Origin of the sequence: Pedobacter sp. HDW13 (assembly GCF_011303555.1) — a bacterium.
Taxonomy (GTDB): Bacteria; Bacteroidota; Bacteroidia; order Sphingobacteriales; family Sphingobacteriaceae; genus Pedobacter.
Genome location: NZ_CP049868.1, coordinates 157,323 through 175,711, shown reverse-complemented (window position 1 = coordinate 175,711; position 18,389 = coordinate 157,323). Strand labels below are relative to the sequence as shown.

Sequence of the window (18,389 nt, the reverse complement as noted above, 5' to 3'; positions counted from 1 at the left end):
TTTTTTTTCCAGGTCTGGCTACTTTACCTTGAGCATGGTAAAAGGACTGGCCATTGAAAATAATCAGTTTATTAAGATCTTTAAGGTCAGAATATCCGGATTTAGATTCTGAAGAGCCGTTTTTTTCTTGGATGTAAAATCCAGCAGGACCAAATAGGGGAATGTATCGATCTATTCAGATGATTCAGGGATCGTGCTCTGGTCAAATTCTGTAAATGTTTCTGTGTTGCTTGTGGATTGTTCAACTAATACTGGTGCGAAGTTGTAACTGAGTCTGCGGTAGTTCCGTTTTTTTTATCAGAAGAGCTACAGCCAGATATATAGCTGCAATAAATGACAATGCAAAAAATTAATGGTGCAAAATTTGTATTTATTTTCATACTGATATTGATTTGGGTAGAAAAAAGTATATCAGTACTTTACAAAAAAACGCCCGTAAAATGTCCCGAATTTCTACAAATCTCTTTTGCATAGGGCAGAATAATAGATAAAAGGTATACCCCCGATAAAGCAAGTTTTTCTTTAAATATCAATTCTGTTTGCCAGTGCTTTTATTGCAAATATCTAGCTGAGCTTAATTAAGTGGTATTGCAAAAAAAAAATAAAAATATCTGGGTAACATTTTTTTATTAAATTGATATACCATTAAACCAAACGAAATTTAATATGAAAAAACGCTTCACACTTTTCTTTTCGACTATTTGTTTTTGTGCAATGGCGCAAACCCCTGGCTCACCGACTGGCGGCATGGTTGTAAAGGGTGGTAAAAATCCAGGAGGGAATTTGTTGTTGTTTGTGGCTGGTGGAATAAATACACCTGGCAGTTCAGTCAAAACAAAAACAAACCTTGTTAATGGATACGCTGTAGGCGGAAACATATATGTACCCTTGTTTGGAAATGGGGGGCGGCAGGCAACACATCGCATTTCTTTACCATTGGCCTTAATGCCGGGGGCGAATATTTTGCTGGAAATGGAGATTATGATCTTGCTGATTTACAGGTCTATAATATTACCGGACAGTCAGCTTTACCCAGTATAATGGTAAATAGTGAAGGGAATAAACAAAATGGTTTTAAGGGAGAAGTTGGCGCGCAGGCTAATTTTTCGTTTGGTCAGTTTACTTTGTCACCCGTTTTGAATGCCGCTTATTTTCATTTAAAGCAAAATGCCTTCAGTGTAACACAAAGCAATGCGGTGAACGGCACAAACTATAATAAAGAGATATACAGTCAGGGGCAGGTAAAACTACGGGTTTTGCCCTTATCCCTAAACTGCGCGTTGCTTTTTTCCCTGGAAAGCTGGGTTTCTATCTGGAAGGCAATTATACAGTTGGCCCGGATGTTAAAAACGATGGCATGTTATTTAAGCCTCAGGGTAAAGCCAACGATATGGGATTTTACAGCCAGGATCAGATGGCGGCGGGGACCAGTAAGTCCGTTGGTCAAAGCGCCGCATATAATAGTTTTGGTGTGAATTTTGGGGTTAGTGTCCCACTGGGGAACAGCACCGGCAAAAGGCGTTTAAGAGGGAAAGTGATAAAAACAGGTGATAATGGTGTCAATCTGGTAAACCCACTATTTGAACATGGTGGTAATTCTGCTGAAAATCCCATGAATAATTCGTTTGCTTTGGTAAAACCTGGTAACCCGATCGGTGGTATCATTGTTAAAGGCGGCAAAAATCCTGGTCCACGAGATATGATCGCGGTTTCAAATGAAAATGGGGAAGTCACATTTCCGGTGGCTGAAGCTGGTGAATACATATTCCAAATACTTGAACCTGGTTCTCAGGGAAAAAGCATTAGCTCAAAAGGTGTAACCTCTACTAAGAATAAAAGAAAAGGAAGAACATATACAGCTGGACGTAAAAATGAGACCCCAAATCAGGACATACAAGCTTCTCCTGGTAACCCGATTGGCGGTATAATTGTGAAAGGAGGGAAAAATCCCGGTCCACGAGATATGATCGCGGTTTCAAATGAAAATGGGGAAGTCACATTTCCGGTGGCTGAAGCTGGTGAATACATATTCCAAATAATTGAACCTGGTTCTCAGGGAAAAAGCATTAGCTCAAAAGGTGTAACCTCTACTAAGAATAAAAGAAAAGGAAGAACATATACAGCTGGGCGTAAAAATGAGGTTTCGGATCAGAACATACAATCTGCCCCGGGAAATCCAATTGGTGGGATTATTGTGAAAGGTGGTAAAAATCCCGGGGGAGTCTGGTGATCACGACCAGTAATGATAAAGGCGAGTTTGAATTAAAGGGACTGGAAGCCGGGAGTTACCAGTTCACGCTTACTGGAGCTGATGGATCAGAAGGAAAAAGCATAAATGAGAAGGGGGTAACGCAAAATGATACTTCCCAGACTGCAAGGCCTGGCTCACCGATTGGTGGTATTGTTGTAAAGGGTGGTAAAAATCCGGGAGGGAATATGATCAATCTTAAGGTTGACCAAAAGAATACGATACAGTTTGAAGTACTGAAAGCAGGGGACTATAAGTTTATCATTCAAACACCTGGTAAGACCAATGGAAATAAAAAGGTAAAAGAGAAAGCATCGAGTGGTTTAAAGGATACGTTAAAAACCAATGTTTAAACCCTATGTTGTTAATACGTATAGGTATTAAATCACAAGAGATGGGTAGCAAGTGGCATAATTAGATGAGCTGGAGTTTTGTAGCTTTGCTAATGAGCATTGCTGTATTTTTTACTTCGAATTTTTCCAGGAGGCTTTTGCGATGGGTATTTACGGTTGGGATGCTGATGAAAAGTTTTTCTGCAATTGCTGCATTGGTCAATCCTTCTGCGATTAACAATAAAACTTCTTTTTCCCTTCGGGTAATCAGGAGCTGATTGGGCTCAGGTTTTCTTAGTGAACTGAAAGCTTCCTGGCTATAATACACTTTGCCTTTTAACACGGTGTTTATGGCTTCCAGGAGTTCTTCTTTGGTCGCGTTTTTTAACACATAGCCTGATGCACCGTTATCCATCATATTGCGGATAATGGCCTGCTGGTTAAATGTGCTCAGGCCAAGCACTGCTATTGTCGGATACAGCTGTTTAACTTCTTTACATAACTCTATCCCGCTTTTATCGGGCAGGTTTACATCCATGAGTATCACCTCTGGCTGGTGCAATTTTAGAAAACTATGGCAGGACTCGGCATTGGTGGCATGACCCATCCAGTCCAGTGTTTTTTCATGCTGTAATAGGGAATGGATGCCCTCTATGACCATGTAATGGTCGTCTACTACAAAAATACCTGCTTTCATTATTTATCAAATATTAATTTCGATCATTACCGAGGTTCCCTTGCCAGGTGCGGACTGCAGATCAATTTTTCCTTTTAAAAACTCAACACGGTTTTGGATATTCAGCCAGCCCATTCCATTAGCTTGTTTCAGCTGATCAGTGTTGAAACCTTTTCCATCGTCTTCTACTGTTATGGCCAATAACTTTTCCTGATGGGACTGATGCAATTGTACCAGTACATTTTTGGCCTGGGCATGTTTGATGCTATTGTTGACCAGTTCCTGTATGATGCGGTAAATGGTAACTGAGGTTGTTTGTGCGATCTCAGTGTTTTGCATTCCCACAGACTGATAGCTGATATGGATCATGCCACTTCGGTCCATTTCGGTACAAAATTCTTTCAGCGCAGTATCGAGCCCGTATTTTACGAGCATTTCTGGCATCATGTTATGTGCCACCCGGCGCATTTCCTGAATTGAGCTGTCCAGCATATCAATACTTCGTTCAAAGGCATGGACATTGTCTGGGGTCATGATTAAATTTTCTTTTATGTTGCCCAATGAGAATTTTATACCGCTTAACATGCCTCCTAATCCATCGTGCAGGTCTTTAGCTAAACGTGTACGCTCCTGTTCTTCACCTTTTAGTACCGCTTCTGTAGCGGTGAGCTGTTTTTCGGTTTCCAGTTCGTCAATTTTTGCCTGCTGCAATTTCCGGCGGTGGCTGTAATTGCGGTAACTTAATATAGAAATGGCAAAAAAAGCAATGGTCCCGGCTATTAACAAGTAATTAAGGATATTTTTTTGCCGTATTTCTGCTGCCTGTAACTTTATTTGGCTTTCTTTTTTTTCTGTTTCAAATTTTACTTCTTCGTTGGCATGTTTTTGAGCCATCGATTCTGTAAAAATATCTTCCCTGATTTTTGTAGCTTCTCTTTGATGTTGAGAAGCTAGAGTATAATTATGCTCTGCGTAGAGCACATTAGAGAGACTTTGTAATATTGTTCCCCTTGCTTCCTTATAGTCATTGGCCTTGCTGATATCAAGGGCCTTAAAAAGTAGTTCTTTGGCTTTAGTGTGTTGATTTGTTTTTAGGTAATAAACCGACAAATTTTGATAACAGGACATAATATTGAAGTTGTCTGCTATTTTAATGGCTGTTGCCAGTCCTTTTTCTGCATAATATTTCACTTGGTCTAATTTGTTTTGCCTATCCATAATTTCTACCATCCCTTCACAATTCATGGCAACAAAACTTGGAAAGTTGTATTTGTCACATAGCGATAGACTTTCTTTATACGCCTCAATTGCTTTGATGTCCTGTCCCAGTGCATCGTAGGCATTACCTTGATTTAGTAATGTAGAAGTCAGCTCTTTGTAATTCTTGTTTTTTCTATTGAGGATTTCTGCTTTTTTGCCAAATTCAATGGATTTTTTATAGTCTTTTATCATCAGATAGTTTGCAGCCATACTGGCATTTAAAGTGCCCCTGGTTTTGGATGAAGTGTCCAGTCTTTCTATAATACGTACCCCTTCAAACTATAGGCTATCCCTGTTTCATAATCCGATTTGAAATTATAGCGTTCACCCAAAGTAAAGTAAGCAATACCCATGGTTAAGGAATCCTTAGTTTCGGTAGCAATTTTGAGAATCTGTTTGCCATACCATATAGCCGAATCGTGCTGTGTAAGGGTTGCAAATAAGTACATCATCCTTTTATTGTACTTCAGTTTGCCTGCAGTATAGTTTAGCCTATTGCTAAGGCGACCACCTTCTTTGGTATAGCTCATCGCCTTTTTCATGTCGTGGTCTTCATATTCCAAAGTAAGGGCAAAGAGTAGTTTTACCTTACTGGTATCTTCTTTCGATCTATTCAATAACCTTTTAAGGCTATCAATTTTTTGTAGGTCCTGGCCATGGCTATTAAGAAAACACAATAGTATAAACAAGCTTGTCAGTAGTTTTTTCATTGAGCGCAAATTAGGTATAGCAGTTTTTGTTTTTTATCGTCTTTTTTAATGATTTTTTTAGCGTTACTTAACTAAAAACCATCTTTTAGCGTAGTATGCCTGATTGATTTAGGTTTGCTATTTCTCTGTTTCAACTAAAGTTAGTTAAAATATTAACTAAGCAATAGAATCGGTTCCGCTTTGTTGATTGAAATTTTATCTCATCTTCCAATAGATGAAAAATCATCTTTTTTAATGATTGTCCGCTCTTGTTGCTCAATCTAATTTTACATTAATAAATTTTACAAAAATGAAAAAGCTATCTATTACCATCATTTGTATTTGTTTTTTAACTGTGTTGCATGCACAAATTTTAAAACCTGTTAAAGGCAGTGGGAATATCCAACAAGCTTCCTCAACGCTTGTTGCCATTAATGATGCCGATTATTTCTTGGCCGTTGCAAAAGTTACGGTTAAAACCGGGAAGGATAATAAGGAACTTAACTCCAAATTAATTGTAAGAGTTTATCCAACATCAGGTACGGATAATTATCAAAAAGGATACATGATGGAGAATTACATGCCGGAGCTAAAGGTATGGAGTACAAAAGAATTTACCTTGCCCCAGGCACCAGGTTTCGATCAGGCTTTTAACAGCCTTGCCCATTACAGGCAAACCGGTGTTATGGTAGATATACTCTACAATACACAAGGTAATGGGCCTTTTTTTGGATTGGATGCCTGGAAAATTGATGAAGTAAGCGCTACCCTGGAGTTTAAAGATAAAAACGGAAACCCGCACCCAACTATGCCTTCAAAAACAATTTATTTTACAGGTTCTGACATGTACCTCGATTTTATGAAATGGCATTTATTCTGTAAAACCGATGCCTATTTTAATACGCTTCCAACTTTTATTACCAAGAGGGAATAATCCAGCATAGGCTTTTAATGCTAGAATCCACTGATCTGTCCAGGTACTGTTACAATATGAAATTTTGAATTTAAAATATAATAAAATGAAAACAACCTTTCTGCTCTTAGCTGTCCTTTTTACCACAAGTTTGTTTGCACAAACCACAACGATTTACGGGAAAGTTACCAAAAGCGATGGAATCCGTGTAAAGGGAACATCTACCTACCGTGGATATGAAGACCAACTCATCATTACAAATTTAGCAGGTGGGGTAGACCATACTGCTTTGATAGAGCTCGAGGTACCAACAAGCGGTTATGTAGGTACGTTTAGGAACATGATGAATACAGCACCAACGCAAATTGTGGCTGTAAAAGCTGCTACCACAATAAATCTGAAATCTGCAGCCACAGCATTAGCAGCCATACCTGCAAAAACGATAACCGCACCGCTATCAGCCGTTTTTCCCATATCAAGGATAGATATTTCGATAACGAGTAGAACCAATAATCAGGTGCCGATTTTGACCCGGCAAATCATATTGGAAGATGTAAATGTGGAGAGCTGTACCGATGATATTGCCAGTGGTACCAGCAAAATAAAATTTAAAGCCAACCGCATCGGCTGGATATATAATAACTGGGGTGTAGATGGAAAGTTAAGATCAACCGACAAGTCGGGTTGGGATGTAGTTAAAGGAACAGCCTGGACTAATTTTTAATATAATCTTCAATAATAAAACCTAACCAATGAACAAGGTATCTCATAAAATCTAAAATCCATGAAAAAAATACTTACCTTATTCTTATTCATCGCAGCTGCAATCGGCAGCAATGCACAAGTAAAAAAAATTGATTCAAGTGGGTTGGTTAAACCGGTTATTAACGCTAAGGTTAAAGGACAAATCATTACGTCGACACCGCAACAGACGAATACTACACCAACTACAAATGTATCAATAGTTCCGCCGAAGCAAACGGCAACAGGTATGTTATACACGCCTCCATCAGGCACAACGCAAACGCCAAATCAGCCCACCACTACAACGAATCCAACGACTACACCAGCGGCCCTTCCTGACATAGTGATTACCAATATTAGCTTTTCTCCCAATACAGGTAATACCTACGCCGTAAATTATACCTTAAAAAATGTGGGCACTGCTGCTGTAAAAAAAGGTCTGTTATCAGTTCAAGGCTACATAAATGGTGGCGCCATGGGAGGTGGCAATTCTACCAGCCTGACAAGCGAAATAAATCAATTGCTAAATCCCGGAGAATCTATGAGTAGCAGAAATACATTTGGCACTAATGGTATTATAGTGGGCAATGCATACTCATTTGAACTCTGTGTAAATGGAATGAGATCAAATGTTGGCACCGCTTCCCAAACATGGGTTGGGCAGCAATTTTCTGAATTGAATTTTACAAATAATGCGATTCAATCTTCGTTTACCATTCCACCGCCGCCACCAGCCCCGGCAGATATAGAAGTTATCATTACCAAAATAGAAAAGAGCCCATTGGATACAGCATCATTCGTCAGGATTTATTATACCTTAAAAAATATTGGTGAAACAGCCATTCCATCAACTGCCTCGTTAAGCCTACAAAGCAGAGTTGAAGATACAGATAATGATCCAAGTACTTTTCTGGAAACTGCCTGTTGCGGGCAGGCTACCGGGGAAATACTTTGGACGCAGGTGAAATTCCCTTTACCCGGGAAACGTAAAAGAACTTTTCTATGATGCGAGAGTAGCTGGAGGTGCTAATTTCTCCACTTTGCCCAAAAATGTACTTTACAAGTTCAACATTCAAATAACCGGATCTGGTTTTACCGATGGCAACAATACAAATAATAAAAGCGGGTATAACTATTTACTTCACTAATGTATAACTGCCGGCATTTTGAAATGATTTTGAGAAATGAAAACCTTAAAAAGATGAAACCCATAAAAAATATGCTCCTGTTTAACCTGCTATTGATGGTAAGTTATACTTGTTTTGCCCAAAAGCAAACTTTTGATGCAGTAAACTATACCATACCCAGTGGTTGGGATAAAACAGAAATGGCAAATGGCATTCAACTGTCCACCAAAAATGATGGTAAAGGAAACTATGCAACTGCTGTTATTCTACGTTCGGCAGCAAGCACAGCCCCGGCAAGCGAAAACTTTACTACCAGCTGGGAAAAACTGGTAAAAGCTACCGTGTCTGTTTCCGGGGAACCAATCATGCAGGCGCCTGCTACTGAAAAAGGATGGAGCGTTATTTCGGGACAAGCCAATTATACCGATGGTACTGGTAAAGGATGGGTAACGCTGATAACCGCTACAGGAAATGGCAAAATGGCCAATGTGGTCATCATGACCAATACCGATAAATATAAAAATCAACTATTGGATTTTATAAAAAACCTCAACCTAAACGAAACGGCAACTGAAAAACCTGTTAATGAAAATCCGGCTTCGCCCACAAGCTATACAAATGGTTCAGGTAGCAAAAATATTTATTCAATTACTGTTCCGCCCACCTGGAGTTTAAATGCGGGGCAAAATAGTTTAACCTTAGAAAAAACGACGAATACCGGAAAAAGAATTATTGAGTTCATGAGCATGGTAAAATCATCTGGCAGTTTAGAAAAAGATATGGAACATATTTTCTTTGACGTTTTTGATGGTTGGAGTCTGTATAACGGTTCTAACAACCAGTTATTCGAAAAAGGTGATCATGAAAAAGGAGTTACCAGCCAGGGGCTGCCTTATTATATGTTAAGCAATAGCATCACTAAACCTGGGGGTGAGGTTATAAAAGGTACCGTGCTGGTTATACAGGTAGGCGCAAACCTAGCCATTATTAATTCAGCTGATAACATACTGGGCAGCGAGATGGAGATGGCCTTGAATTTTCTTTTATTCACTTTAAAAATAAATGGGGTTGCTGAAAAAAATGTGGATTATAAAAAACAGCTGACAGGTACGTGGGTTTCAGGCAGTGGGTTGTATGGTAATAGTTTAAATACGGCTACCAGTTACAATGCAGATGGAAAATATTATGTGTTAATACAATCTTCTTACACAGTAGGTTATGACTATTACAATGACCTAATTAAAAGCAAACAATTTAAGGGTGAGGGGGTGTTTGCTTTTAAAGGAAATGTACTGGAAAGAAAAACGAGTTCAGGTGCAGGAAGTAAATACTTCATTAGATTTTATTCCAAGAAATATGGTAATAATGAATGGAGAAATTTAATGAGTTTGTATAAGGGAGATTATGATCAAAACAAAATAGAAACAGTACTCTCTTTTCAAAAGATTTAATTCCTATGCCAATTTAAAGCAGGAAAGCAGCAATAAAAAATTAATTCTTCCTTAACCGGATAAAAACAAAACCAAGGTATGAAATATTTAATCGCAGTTATGCTGATGCTCATTAGCAGCATTTCTTTTGCCCAAAGGCCTTCTAAAGAGCAAATGGAGGCAGATAAGAAGCGATTGGCTGAGGCCATGCAAAAACTAAATGAAAAGATCTCCAACATGGATCCCAGGGCGAAAAAGGGCTACGACAGTTTGCTCAATAAATATGGTATAGGGCAAAAGATGGACAATGCCATAAAACAGGTAAACAGCAGTAAAACAACAACAAGCGCTAGTGCTTCCAATCGGATTGTTCCTGTGAAAGATGCAAAAGCAATAGCGGCTATTGCAGTTACGCCTTCATCAGCTGGTATGGGTGCCTTCGTTGGCAATATAAGTGGCCGTACTTTTTCGGCAGTATTACCTGCTGCAAAAAATAAAGCCAACGAAATTTATAAAGCATTAAAAGAAAAGGGAACTAATACAGATGAAATGGGCAAAGCCGCAACAGTGTTGTGGATGCAGGGGCGCATACAAATTGCACTTAGCCTGATGGCGCAGGTATGTAAAGATGATGCTGCTAATACCGATAACCTGAATAACTATGCATCTATGCTCACTATGATGGGGGCACCCGAAATGGCTATCCCTATTTTAAATCAGCTCAAAGCAAAATTTAAAAAGAACAGCACCATCCTCAACAACCTCGGCCAGGCATGGTTTGCTTTGGGCGATATGGACAAATCGAAAAAATATTTAGACAGTACATTGCTCATCGCCGCTGCGCATACGCAAGCACACGAAACCCTCTGCCTTATTGCCGAAAACAAAGGCGATAAAACTGCAGCCGTTGCCCATGCCAAAGCTGCATTTAAACAGGGAAATACAGTTGCACGAAAAGATAAATTAAATCAATTCGGCTATGCACCGGGCGCAGGCGATTACAATAATTTTCCACCGGCTAATAAAAGTGATGACTTGCTGAACCTTGGTAACTTTTTTCCGATGGAATTTCCCAAATCGTATGCAGCCATGAAAATTTATGAGCAGCAACGGAAACAATTTTTGGCTGAAATTGATAAAACAATGAAACCATTGCAAAAAATCACCGAAGAATCAAACAAACAAACAGTAAAGCAATTAGAAGAGCAGCAAAAACAATTTATGAATGCCCAGAGCAAGGTGATTGCCAATCCAGGCTCTATTAGTCAAAGCAGCGCTATGCAGATCGTGGCAGTTCCTATGTTTGCAGAAAAAATGAATGCCAAAGAAAAAATGGTATTGGAAAATCTCCAAAATAAAAAAAATGCGGTGTTGCAAAAAATAGCGGCCTTCGTAAAAGGAGATGGCGCCATATACAAAAAAGAATATGAGGCAACAATGAAAAAAATTAATGAAAGATGGAAAAACGTTGGGCAAGGTGGAACAGAAAATAATGATGCGCTCTGTAACGAATCTGTAAAAGCTGTAGATACTTACCTTGCTGCATTCAATACAAAGTACGAGGAACTGTACCTGGAATATCTAACCACGCAAAAGCAATACCTGAATGAATTTTCTTATTTATCGCTTTATACTACCTATCCTGCGTTGCTTCCGGGCATCAATGCAGGCTTGAAAAAACAATGGCTGAAGGATCTTTCCTTACAAGCAGAAGTGCTTGGGGTAAGTTATGGCTGTGCAGACCCCGGTGAAATTAAGGGCGGCAAACTTACAACATTTAAAGATCCCAACTGTAATATCAATAGCGAGTTTAGTCAGACTTTGGGACTAGCAAACCTGGGCTTTAAAATGAAATTAGATTGTAGCGGGCTTACTACAGAATTTAATGCACTTATAATTGGCGTAAAACTGAATCAGGATTTAGATCATGCAGGTTTTGGTGATTCGTTTAAAAGTTGTACGGTAAGTATCGGGCCAAAAACGGGCGTTGATGTTCGTATGGGCCCTGTAGAAGCCAGTGCGAAAGTGGGGGGTGGCGTTGATGTAGAAATAGACAGAACGGGTGTTAAAGATGTAGTTATAAAGGGTAGTGTTGAAGCTGAAGCAAGTCTGCCTACTCCCGGTATGCCAGAACCGGGGCAAATTGGCAATCCTGTAACAGCATCAGCAGGCATGGAAGGAAGAATAAGCCTGAATACAGGAGCCGGCTCGGTACAGGGAACAGGTATTTTTGGAAAATAAAACAGACATAACATGAAAAAAATATTTTTTATCAGCTTGTTATTTTGTGGGTTTGTTGCTCAGTCACAAACCAGTTTTAAAGCATGGGAGGTGCAAATCAATAAAGATAATTGTACCGCAGAAAGTGTATTAAAAGAACCCGGAAGGTTTTGGGATGCTCATATTGGCGGCGTAACTGGTGGGGGCAAAGAAGGTATTTCTTCAACGGAGATAGCCAATGCAAAAAAAATGATGGAGGCATTTGAAAACATAACCAAACCAAAGCTACAGTTTACAGGTGGGCTGGCCAAAGCCAGCTTTGGGCTAAATTCTAAAATATATTATAATCAGTTTTCTGCCTGTAGCTATACCTACAACCTGGGCTTTCATGCATTTGTATGTAATGTGCAAACACATAAGCTGGCCATTGTAGATGAATACCAGGGAGTGCTTAGGGTAAATGGAAATCCATCGTTTCAAAAAGCGTTTAATTCTTTCCAGGGAAATGCCGATGCCTATAAAATTCCGGCAAATTCACCGCAGGTAAATGCTCCTTTTATTGCCATATTTAATTACTATGGTTTTGCAAACAGCAGGGTTGTAAATGCCATCAACAAGGGAGATGGTTTTATTGATCTGAATAGTGAACAAGCAGGCAATCTCAGTCCTTATCCGGTAATTGAGAATAAACCAGGCAAAGGGTACGGCATTAACTTTCCTAATTCTGGTTTCGTTACTGTAAATAACGATTTTGTATATCGCCATGCATTTATTACGCACAGCGATATTCCTTTTTTTATTCCCATTACAAGGAAGAAATTTTTACAAGATATGCTGGAATATTATGACAGGGAAAAGCCTGAGCTGGTAGCAAATATGCAGGACAGAATAAAGAACCTGGCAAAAACAATCATAGAATCCGAGAAAGTGCAAAGCCGTTATTTACAGGATCAAAAAAACAAACAGGTATTGCAGGAGCAAAGTGCCCGGGATATACTTGCTGTAAATGAGCAGAAAAAACAAGCTGTTACCAGATTGCTGCAATCCAAGGATGAAAAATGGCTGAACCAACATGCAGTTGTCCAACCTGATAATAAATCTTTTACTGTCCCTTATAACCGCAACATCGATTCAAAAGAAATATATGGAAATTTTTATTTCACCGAATTTTATACCGGCAGCGAAGGTTTCAATCTGTACCAGATCAACCCGGAATACCTGAAAAAATATCCGCCCAATGGCACCAAACCAGCATTGATCGATGTAATGTATCGTTTCAAGCCAAATTATATTTTTTTAATGGGCGTAAAAGAATCTTTTATTGATCAACTTAACCTGGATGAGTTTAGGAAGCTGTTACAATAATTCGTTAGGTAATGAAACATATAAAAATATTTTTGCTATTCAATATGATAGTAGCGATGAGCTGTACAAGCCTCGCTCAAAAACAAACTTTCGACGTGGTTTCATTTCCGTACTCAAGGGCTGGCAAGAATTGAAAAATGAGGTCGGTATTCAATTATCCATTACAGATAAAAAAAACGGTGCCTATGCAAAGCAGTTATGAGCAAAGCAACTGCATCTACTCATGAAGATTTTGCTGCCTGCTGGAACAAATTGTTAAAAAGCACTGTGCAGGTAAATACTGAACTCTCCATGGGGATGCCCACAAAAGAAAATGGATGGGACGTAATTTCCGGTGGTGCGAACTATACTGATGGAGCAAATACAGGCATGGCAACATTATACTCGCCGCAACAAGTAACGGACAAACAGTAAGTGTGGTATTGATGACCAATCCAAAACAATATCAAAGCAATTTGCTGACCTTTTTAAATATTATTCAGGAACAGATAGCTATGGTGATTATGGGGTTGATTACGGTAAATGGTTTACAGATAGGAATATAATTGCCATTTAATAAAAAAAATCATCTTTTTTAATGATTGACCTGCACCGCTAGCCGCGCTATTTTTATTAGAAAATCAAGATCATGAAAAAAGTAATTTTTATTGTTTTCCTTGCCCTTGGGGCAGGAGGGATGGCGCAAGCTCAGTTTTTGAGTAAACTCAAAGAAAAAGCAAAAGCAGCAGTAGGCAGTTCAGTTGACCGCTCTACTGATAAGGTAGTGGATAAAGCTGTAAACAAAACCGTCGACAATGCTACGGACAAGGCAATAAACAAAGCAGGGGAAAAATTGAACAACTTGTTTAAAAAGAAAAACAAGAAACTTGCAGATACCATACCATCTGTAGTTCCTGATTCAAATAAAACGGCTATCAAGCCCGAAAATAAAAACCAATAAGTTTACCAAAGGGTAAACTCTGGATGGTTAAACTAATTATCGGCTGCATCGGCTAATAATTAGTTTAGCGCTCAAAGACTATCTGATAATTTTAAAAAATAAACCTATCAAAAGATATTCACCCTAATCAGTGCCCTGTTAATTGTAACCGGGCTTTAGGTGTGTTTGACAGTTTGAAATATTAGCGGCAGGCGATTATAAATTGAATGTAAAAGAGCCACAATTGTGGCTCTTGGGTATAAATGGAGTTTTAGTAGTTATATTTATTTAAAGATAGAGGTTCAACCCTTAATTTTAACTCAACACTTTTTTTAATTTAACGTATTGATTTAATATTCCGTACAATAAATCTAGATCAAAGGGTTTGCGGATGTAAGCGTCGAAGCCGTTTACTCCGTACAAACGGTCAATATTGTAGTTACAGCTTGTAGCAATCACAGGCAGATGAGGATATTTCTGTTTGATCTGGAAGCAGATTTCCTTGCAGGTATCGCCTTTCAGACGGTAGTCTAAAATCACTACATGTGGTCTTCTCTCATTTATTAATGAAAGAAAATCAATTTCATAGCCTTGGATAGGATATACCTCAAATCCCTCAGCCTGCAAAGCTAATGTCATTACATCCAAAACTGCAGCATCGGTATCTTGTACGATTATGGTTTTCATTGGGAGTAGTTATTAAATATCTAAGTAGATAATAATAGACACACGTCACTTTTACATGACCTGCTACGCCAATGAAAGCCAAATAACTTATATCTAAACAATTCGCGCAAAAAATGAACCAAGTCCAGGGTTTCATAAATTAGTCAATATTTGTCTGACCAAAGTTTTTTGTGCAATTAAAGTTACGTTTTTTATCAATAATATCGTGGTTGAATTTGTCACAGTTTATCGCTGAAGGGTTTACCATAAAAATCAATTTAAGCCTTAATATCTTTCTGCGATCATTGTACCGTTTCGCATTAGCCAAGCAATTTTGGTAGTAACCGCCAGGATAGCAATTTTGTGGTGATGAAAGGGGATTCATTAAATGGTGATTCAGGAGGATAAGTTTAAAGTCGAGAAAATATTACCGATATTTATGATTTAGAAAGAAAATCTGTTATTGGGAATTGAGTAGCTTAGCGCAAGTTTATAGAGGTACTTCCATTTGTATCAGTATACAAAACAAACAGGGAATTCCATCTGGCATTATTGGGCATCCCAACTGGATCCTACAACCGGTACCTAAGCTTAATATTTCTTCCTATTGCCTTAAGCAAACCAGGTATATCGTTAACCGTTGCATCAGCAGCATCCCAATCGCCTTTCAAATTGCGGGCAAGTTCATATTGCTTATCGTTCAGGTTAATCTGAATTGAGCTGGTTTCTTTAGTAATTCCTTTCGTTACAACGGTGTAGGTGTAATCATTTTCCTCAAAGGTGATGCGCATGGGTAAACTCATATTGCAAACATAGCGTTAAACTTGTGTTTTTATTGTGTCACAGATAGTCAAAAGACATTATTTATTGTAGAAAGGTTTTACACATACTCGGCATTAAGGAAGATTAAGGGGGCATTGGTTTTTCTGGATTTTAATACGCTTTTATACCTTGCTTAAATTGCTAACTTTAATGCATCTACATTACTGAAAAATACAAATGAAAAACATTGTTGTTATCATTGTTCTAGTATTCATGTTTGGATTGGCTAAGGCGCAATCTAACCGGGAGGATATAGAAATCCAGTGGCCGAAGGCTGAAGGCTGGAAACTTGATGAAAAATTATCTGTCCAAACGGATTTTTCGCGTCGTCATCATAAGTGGGATGTTAAAGATGATAAGCAGAAGGGCTGGCAAAAAGTGGTGATGATATTAAATGATGATATCACAAAAAGTACTAAGCCCCTGGATAGCATTGATGTATCCCATGATTTATTAAAAGACAAAGGCATTCGTTTTGCGCTCCTGGCGGAAAATAAAAACGGGGCTCATCCTTTTAGATTAATCAGCCTGGAAAACAGGACGCTTAAATCCGAGCAAACACCTGTTTCTACCCTTATTTACATTATAGATGGCAAGACCTGCAGGCATACTGTGCTTGTTTCAATGAAAACAACAAAATTTCCGGTTGATTTTTTAAAACAATGGTCTAAAATTTTGCTAAGCAGTCGTATAACTTCATCAAAAGATGGGAATTTTGAACTTACGGATGATGCTTATCTTGATGTTAAAGAGGTAAACGGAGCCAGTGAATTTTATATTGTGGCTAATTTTAAATCAAATCAGGTGGAACATCTGCTTAAGGGGCAATCCGCTAGAATTGTAATAGATGATTTTCCTGAAATTAACCTTTCTGGTGCAGTTCCAGAGATTGGCAAATTAAAAAATGAATCTCCTTTAAGTTCTCCGAATAACCAAAGCGGAAATTATGTGAAAATGGTTGAAAGATTTCCTGTAACGATTAAAGTTGAAGTACCGGCAGTGGATAAGGATAAGTTTAGAAGTCACATGAGTTGTATGGTCAGGGTGGCTACAGCTCCATAAAACGGATATGGAAAGTCCAGCACAATTGTTTAATGTTTTAATGATTCAAGGGATAAATGGAAAATCATCAAATTGACAGTTCGCAAATATACTTGCAGGAAAATATTCCCTTATCAGAGGAGGAGATCAAGGAAATGGAACAGGGGAATCAGGTGATAATAAGGGTTGTTGCGATTACCATAGTTGTTAGTATGGCCATTATGGGGTTAATTGGTGCTTTTGCTGTAAAAAGGGAGACTTTGCAGGAGCTGGGTTATGAGGATTATTTTGCTTTTTTGTGTATTGGAGTCTTATTTTTCGGTTTTTGCTATTTCTTTGCCTGGCTTTGCGTTCAGTATTTCAGGTATAACTGGAAGAAGGATAAATTAAACGGAAAAAACAAATTAACGAGTATGGTGATTCACCGGGACAAAACAGAGCATGCAGAATACCTTACTTTTTCCGGGCCATTAAAAAATGAAAAAATTAGAATTGAAGTTAAGCCAGGGGATTATTACCGTTACAAAATTGGATCGAAAGTTATTGTTACTTATTTGAAATTTACTAAAAAAGCCCTCGAAATCACTGATTTTTAAGCTAAGGTACCTCATTGTTAATTTCATGCTTGTGTAAATCCAGTCCCCAATATTTCAAGCCAAAATACAAGATGAGAAAGGCAAAAGTAATTAGGTGCAATCTCTACAATCCAGATTGTTTGAAGGCTTTAATGGTAAAATTACTCATAAAATCTAATCCAAATGCAATTAGGAATGCAAATCGAAAGCTGTAGGATTAAAATCAGGTGTTTTTGCTTTAAAGAGCTATCATATTATAAAAAAAAACATGCTGACCTTTTAAACAAAGTAAAATAGGACTTTTAAACAAAGTCAGTGATTTTAAGGCACCCTAAATTTGTTTCAACAAAAACGAGATAAAAATGAAACAAAACAATTATCAGGGAGCCTTGCAACAAGCAATCGGTTCGGGCTTCAATGCAAAATCGACAACTAAAGAAGTAATCAAAGGCATTGACCTTACAGGTAAGATCGCTATTGTAACCGGCGGGAATACTGGCATCGGATTGGAAACTACCCAGGTTCTTGCAGCAGCAGGGGCAAGGGTTATTGTACCCGCTCGGGATATTGAAAAAGCAAAGAAAAACCTTCAGGGAATTGCTAATGTGGAGATCGCGGAAATGGACTTAATGTTTCCTGTATCCATTGATGCATTTGCAGAAAGTTTTCTTGCATCAGGAAGACCACTACACTTGCTAATCAACAATGCAGGCATTATGTGGGTGCCCTTGCGGAGAGATAACCGTGGCATAGAATCACAATTGGCAACCAACTATCTAGCGCAGTTCCAGCTTACGGCGAAATTGTGGCCTGCTCTTAAAAAAGCAAAAGGTGCAAGGGTGGTCAATGTTTCTTCACATGGACATCAATTCGCTCCTTTCAATTTTGATGACCCCAATTTTCTGAACAGGGATTACGAAACCTTACAGGGGTACGGACAATCCAAAACGGCTGTCAACCTCTTTTCGATGGAGCTGGATAATCGGGGGCAGTCATCCGGAGTCAGCGTTTATTCGGTACATCCCGGTTCTATCGGTGGTACTGAACTGGGAAGGGAGGCGCCATTGGAATTGTTTCAGCAAATGGGCTTTGTAGATGCAGCAGGAAAGATGCTGCCTGAAGTAGCATCATCTTTAAAGACAATTCCGCAAGGTGCTGCTACCACGGTTTGGTGCGCAACCAGTCCATTACTAAATCATATCGGTGGGGTATATTGTGAAGACGCGGACATTACGGTGCTATGTTCAGATAGCGCTTCTCCCAAAGGCGTAAACCCTTATTCACTCGATGAAACCAGCGCTAAAAAATTATGGGTACTGACCGAAGAAATGACTGGCCTTAAATTTAATCCATAACCATACT

Annotated in this window: 20 protein-coding genes; 15 read left to right on the top strand and 5 right to left on the bottom strand. The window is 38.7% G+C overall.

Annotated elements, in window-relative coordinates; all coding sequences use genetic code 11:
- Positions 1-666: 666 nt before the first annotated feature.
- The 3 genes from G7074_RS00775 (at position 667) to G7074_RS00765 (ending at position 2,601) form a co-directional block, all read left to right on the top strand.
- On the top strand, positions 667-1,041 hold the full coding sequence (locus G7074_RS00775; RefSeq protein ID WP_166206164.1) for a hypothetical protein: 375 nt from the start codon (positions 667-669) through the stop codon (positions 1,039-1,041).
- A 316-nt stretch (positions 1,042-1,357) separates the two neighbouring features.
- The gene (locus G7074_RS00770; RefSeq protein WP_166206161.1) at positions 1,358-2,230 is read left to right on the top strand and encodes a hypothetical protein; all 873 of its coding nucleotides are present in this window, start codon (positions 1,358-1,360) and stop codon (positions 2,228-2,230) included.
- A complete protein-coding gene (locus tag G7074_RS00765; protein ID WP_166206158.1) occupies positions 2,227-2,601 on the top strand; it encodes a hypothetical protein in 375 nt (124 codons plus the stop codon). The genes G7074_RS00770 and G7074_RS00765 overlap by 4 nt, the downstream gene beginning before the upstream one ends.
- Before the next feature lie 61 nt (positions 2,602-2,662).
- On the opposite strand, the gene G7074_RS00760 is transcribed toward G7074_RS00765, so the two are convergent.
- Genes G7074_RS00760 through G7074_RS00750 form a run of 3 tightly spaced genes read right to left on the bottom strand, consistent with a single transcriptional unit; the run spans position 2,663 to position 5,226 of the window.
- On the bottom strand, positions 2,663-3,277 hold the full coding sequence (locus G7074_RS00760; protein ID WP_124561145.1) for a response regulator transcription factor: 615 nt from the start codon (positions 3,275-3,277) through the stop codon (positions 2,663-2,665).
- Between the two features lie 6 nt (positions 3,278-3,283).
- Entirely contained in the window at positions 3,284-4,726 is a 1,443-nt protein-coding gene (locus G7074_RS00755) for a sensor histidine kinase (protein ID WP_166206155.1), read from the bottom strand.
- Positions 4,727-4,773: 47 nt separating this feature from the next.
- Complete coding sequence (locus G7074_RS00750) at positions 4,774-5,226, bottom strand: hypothetical protein (protein ID WP_166206153.1); 453 nt, start codon at positions 5,224-5,226, stop codon at positions 4,774-4,776.
- A gap of 289 nt (positions 5,227-5,515) precedes the next feature.
- Between G7074_RS00750 and G7074_RS00745 the strand changes: the two genes are divergently transcribed.
- The 9 genes from G7074_RS00745 to G7074_RS00705 all read left to right on the top strand — a co-directional run bounded on the left by G7074_RS00745 (position 5,516) and on the right by G7074_RS00705 (position 13,944).
- Positions 5,516-6,139, top strand: coding sequence for a hypothetical protein (locus tag G7074_RS00745; protein ID WP_166206150.1), 624 nt, complete (start codon positions 5,516-5,518; stop codon positions 6,137-6,139).
- Between the two features lie 85 nt (positions 6,140-6,224).
- On the top strand, positions 6,225-6,842 hold the full coding sequence (locus tag G7074_RS00740; protein WP_166206148.1) for a hypothetical protein: 618 nt from the start codon (positions 6,225-6,227) through the stop codon (positions 6,840-6,842).
- A 60-nt stretch (positions 6,843-6,902) separates the two neighbouring features.
- Positions 6,903-7,868, top strand: a complete 966-nt coding sequence (locus G7074_RS00735; RefSeq protein ID WP_166206145.1) for a hypothetical protein — start codon at positions 6,903-6,905, stop codon at positions 7,866-7,868.
- A gap of 195 nt (positions 7,869-8,063) precedes the next feature.
- Positions 8,064-9,440 carry a hypothetical protein gene (locus tag G7074_RS00730; protein ID WP_166206142.1) on the top strand — a complete coding sequence of 459 codons (1,377 nt, stop codon included), beginning with the start codon at positions 8,064-8,066 and terminating at the stop codon, positions 9,438-9,440.
- A 78-nt stretch (positions 9,441-9,518) separates the two neighbouring features.
- A complete protein-coding gene (locus G7074_RS00725; protein ID WP_166206139.1) occupies positions 9,519-11,660 on the top strand; it encodes a tetratricopeptide repeat protein in 2,142 nt (713 codons plus the stop codon).
- A gap of 12 nt (positions 11,661-11,672) precedes the next feature.
- Positions 11,673-13,004 (top strand): hypothetical protein, encoded by a 1,332-nt coding sequence (locus G7074_RS00720; RefSeq protein ID WP_166206136.1) that lies wholly within the window; start codon positions 11,673-11,675, stop codon positions 13,002-13,004.
- Positions 12,979-13,206, top strand: coding sequence for a hypothetical protein (locus G7074_RS00715; protein WP_124561137.1), 228 nt, complete (start codon positions 12,979-12,981; stop codon positions 13,204-13,206). The genes G7074_RS00720 and G7074_RS00715 overlap by 26 nt, the downstream gene beginning before the upstream one ends.
- Positions 13,203-13,418 carry a hypothetical protein gene (locus G7074_RS00710; RefSeq protein ID WP_124561136.1) on the top strand — a complete coding sequence of 72 codons (216 nt, stop codon included), beginning with the start codon at positions 13,203-13,205 and terminating at the stop codon, positions 13,416-13,418. The genes G7074_RS00715 and G7074_RS00710 overlap by 4 nt, the downstream gene beginning before the upstream one ends.
- 214 nt (positions 13,419-13,632) lie before the next feature.
- Positions 13,633-13,944 carry a hypothetical protein gene (locus G7074_RS00705; RefSeq protein ID WP_124561135.1) on the top strand — a complete coding sequence of 104 codons (312 nt, stop codon included), beginning with the start codon at positions 13,633-13,635 and terminating at the stop codon, positions 13,942-13,944.
- A 294-nt stretch (positions 13,945-14,238) separates the two neighbouring features.
- Here G7074_RS00705 and G7074_RS00700 read toward each other — a convergent pair whose 3' ends face one another.
- Positions 14,239-14,610 carry a response regulator gene (locus tag G7074_RS00700; protein ID WP_124561134.1) on the bottom strand — a complete coding sequence of 124 codons (372 nt, stop codon included), beginning with the start codon at positions 14,608-14,610 and terminating at the stop codon, positions 14,239-14,241.
- Positions 14,611-15,161: 551 nt separating this feature from the next.
- Entirely contained in the window at positions 15,162-15,392 is a 231-nt protein-coding gene (locus G7074_RS00695; protein WP_124561133.1) for a hypothetical protein, read from the bottom strand.
- A gap of 196 nt (positions 15,393-15,588) precedes the next feature.
- On the opposite strand from G7074_RS00695, the gene G7074_RS00690 reads away from it, so the two are divergent.
- The 3 genes from G7074_RS00690 to G7074_RS00680 all read left to right on the top strand — a co-directional run bounded on the left by G7074_RS00690 (position 15,589) and on the right by G7074_RS00680 (position 18,382).
- Positions 15,589-16,473, top strand: a complete 885-nt coding sequence (locus G7074_RS00690; RefSeq protein ID WP_166206134.1) for a hypothetical protein — start codon at positions 15,589-15,591, stop codon at positions 16,471-16,473.
- A 56-nt stretch (positions 16,474-16,529) separates the two neighbouring features.
- On the top strand, positions 16,530-17,048 hold the full coding sequence (locus G7074_RS00685) for a hypothetical protein (protein WP_166206131.1): 519 nt from the start codon (positions 16,530-16,532) through the stop codon (positions 17,046-17,048).
- A 341-nt stretch (positions 17,049-17,389) separates the two neighbouring features.
- A complete protein-coding gene (locus G7074_RS00680) occupies positions 17,390-18,382 on the top strand; it encodes an SDR family NAD(P)-dependent oxidoreductase (RefSeq protein WP_166206129.1) in 993 nt (330 codons plus the stop codon).
- Positions 18,383-18,389 lie beyond the last annotated feature (7 nt).

Excerpts from the sequence above, each read along its gene's own strand:
- G7074_RS00755 (WP_166206155.1), bottom strand. The coding sequence starts at position 4,726 with ATGGCTGCAAACTATCTGATGATAAAAGACTATAAAAAATCCATTGAA.
- G7074_RS00705 (WP_124561135.1), top strand. The coding sequence starts at position 13,633 with ATGAAAAAAGTAATTTTTATTGTTTTCCTTGCCCTTGGGGCAGGAGGG.
- G7074_RS00760 (WP_124561145.1), bottom strand. The coding sequence starts at position 3,277 with ATGAAAGCAGGTATTTTTGTAGTAGACGACCATTACATGGTCATAGAG.
- G7074_RS00690 (WP_166206134.1), top strand. The coding sequence starts at position 15,589 with ATGAAAAACATTGTTGTTATCATTGTTCTAGTATTCATGTTTGGATTG.
- G7074_RS00740 (WP_166206148.1), top strand. The coding sequence starts at position 6,225 with ATGAAAACAACCTTTCTGCTCTTAGCTGTCCTTTTTACCACAAGTTTG.
- G7074_RS00710 (WP_124561136.1), top strand. The coding sequence starts at position 13,203 with ATGAGCAAAGCAACTGCATCTACTCATGAAGATTTTGCTGCCTGCTGG.
- G7074_RS00695 (WP_124561133.1), bottom strand. The coding sequence starts at position 15,392 with ATGAGTTTACCCATGCGCATCACCTTTGAGGAAAATGATTACACCTAC.
- G7074_RS00775 (WP_166206164.1), top strand. The coding sequence starts at position 667 with ATGAAAAAACGCTTCACACTTTTCTTTTCGACTATTTGTTTTTGTGCA.
- G7074_RS00685 (WP_166206131.1), top strand. The coding sequence starts at position 16,530 with ATGGAAAATCATCAAATTGACAGTTCGCAAATATACTTGCAGGAAAAT.
- G7074_RS00720 (WP_166206136.1), top strand. The coding sequence starts at position 11,673 with ATGAAAAAAATATTTTTTATCAGCTTGTTATTTTGTGGGTTTGTTGCT.
- G7074_RS00730 (WP_166206142.1), top strand. The coding sequence starts at position 8,064 with ATGAAACCCATAAAAAATATGCTCCTGTTTAACCTGCTATTGATGGTA.
- G7074_RS00700 (WP_124561134.1), bottom strand. The coding sequence starts at position 14,610 with ATGAAAACCATAATCGTACAAGATACCGATGCTGCAGTTTTGGATGTA.
- G7074_RS00725 (WP_166206139.1), top strand. The coding sequence starts at position 9,519 with ATGAAATATTTAATCGCAGTTATGCTGATGCTCATTAGCAGCATTTCT.
- G7074_RS00735 (WP_166206145.1), top strand. The coding sequence starts at position 6,903 with ATGAAAAAAATACTTACCTTATTCTTATTCATCGCAGCTGCAATCGGC.
- G7074_RS00680 (WP_166206129.1), top strand. The coding sequence starts at position 17,390 with ATGAAACAAAACAATTATCAGGGAGCCTTGCAACAAGCAATCGGTTCG.
- G7074_RS00750 (WP_166206153.1), bottom strand. The coding sequence starts at position 5,226 with ATGAAAAAACTACTGACAAGCTTGTTTATACTATTGTGTTTTCTTAAT.
- G7074_RS00715 (WP_124561137.1), top strand. The coding sequence starts at position 12,979 with ATGAGTTTAGGAAGCTGTTACAATAATTCGTTAGGTAATGAAACATAT.
- G7074_RS00745 (WP_166206150.1), top strand. The coding sequence starts at position 5,516 with ATGAAAAAGCTATCTATTACCATCATTTGTATTTGTTTTTTAACTGTG.
- G7074_RS00770 (WP_166206161.1), top strand. The coding sequence starts at position 1,358 with ATGTTATTTAAGCCTCAGGGTAAAGCCAACGATATGGGATTTTACAGC.